Annotated in this window: 3 protein-coding genes and 1 pseudogene; all 4 read left to right on the top strand. The window is 59.8% G+C overall.

Annotated features, from left to right (window positions below):
• A partial coding sequence (locus tag BN873_RS15470; RefSeq protein WP_206778874.1) for a hypothetical protein occupies positions 1-347 on the top strand: 347 nt, incomplete at its 5' end.
• A 19-nt stretch (positions 348-366) separates the two neighbouring features.
• Positions 367-738, top strand: coding sequence for a hypothetical protein (locus tag BN873_RS15465; RefSeq protein WP_048675746.1), 372 nt, complete (start codon positions 367-369; stop codon positions 736-738).
• The gene (locus BN873_RS15460) at positions 735-971 is read left to right on the top strand and encodes a hypothetical protein (RefSeq protein WP_048675734.1); all 237 of its coding nucleotides are present in this window, start codon (positions 735-737) and stop codon (positions 969-971) included. The genes BN873_RS15465 and BN873_RS15460 overlap by 4 nt, the downstream gene beginning before the upstream one ends.
• 12 nt (positions 972-983) lie before the next feature.
• Positions 984-1,171, top strand: a pseudogene (locus BN873_RS15455) (hypothetical protein); the annotation flags it as partial.

Here is a 1,171-nt window from a genome sequence, read left to right as displayed (position 1 = left end):
AACGACCGCAACGGCTTTTATTTGGTTTGGCGATGGCTTTGATCACGCACACTGCCCAATCTAGCCCGTTTCTGGTGTGTGACCCGTATCCGGCTACCGGCTCCCAACCGGATGCTTTTCTCGTTACCGTTGGCACGGCCGCACCCGTTACCGTACCCGCGACCAAGGAAACCGATGGTGGCGTTATCCTCAAGTGGGATCTCGCCGGAATTGGCGAAGGCGCAAAGACCGTCAAAGTGAGGGCCAAAAGCGCTTGGGGGGAGTCAGCCGACAGTCTCCCTTTCGCGTTTATACCTGGTGTTCCTGCGCCGCCGGGGGGGATCAGAATTGGATCGGCAGCGAAGTAATTACGATTCGGAGACCGCCATGAAATGGCTCAAGCTCCTACCGGCTGCTGTCGCCTTGCTTGCCCGGCTGCGGGATCGGCGCACCTGGCGCGAAGCCTCCACCTGGGCCGCCTTGGCTGCGCTGCTCGCTAGCGCCGCGTTGCTATTTTTCGTCGGCGAGTACGAGACCTTCACCACCCAGATTGCGGCGCTAGCCAGCGCTGTTGCGGCTATCGCTGGGATTTTGTTACCCGAACAACCGGATGCCCCCCTGCCGCCGATTGATTTGGTAAGTCGCTCTGAGCCATGCCCGGATCGTCCAGGCCAACCCGATGGCGCGGGACCCGTCAGTATTCGCCAGCGCGCAACCGATCCTAACCCCACACCACCTGGTTTTGGAGATCAGCATTGAACGGGATCATGACGCAGATACTCATCTCCGCCGCGGCCAAGGCGCTCATCGGCGCGGATTGGGAAAAAGTGAAATCCGTGGTGGCAAGCGTCGCCGACAGCACGCTCAGCGGATCGCAAAAGCGAGAGGAGGTCATTCAGCGGATAAAAGCGCTAGGGCTGTCGCTCTCGGAATCGCTTCTGAATTTCGCGATTGAGGCCGCTGTGACGTGGCTCAAACAGCGCAGCCGCTAGGAGACCTGATTGATGACTGTCACGCTGGAAACCTGGCACATCATCTCGCTGGTCGTGATCGTGCTGGGGGGTTATGGCTCGATGGGCTTATTGCTCTTGCGCGCCGTCGAGCGGCGCTTGGATCAGCGATTTTTAGCGATTGAAGAAGCGCGCAAGGCAGCGTCTATGAGCTGGCAGGCCAGCTTCACGGGCGTCGAGAT

This window comes from Candidatus Competibacter denitrificans Run_A_D11, assembly GCF_001051235.1.
GTDB classification, from domain to species: domain Bacteria; phylum Pseudomonadota; class Gammaproteobacteria; order Competibacterales; family Competibacteraceae; genus Competibacter_A; species Competibacter_A denitrificans.
The sequence above is the reverse complement of the archived record's forward strand: the minus strand, read 5'-3'. Positions and strand labels throughout refer to the sequence as shown.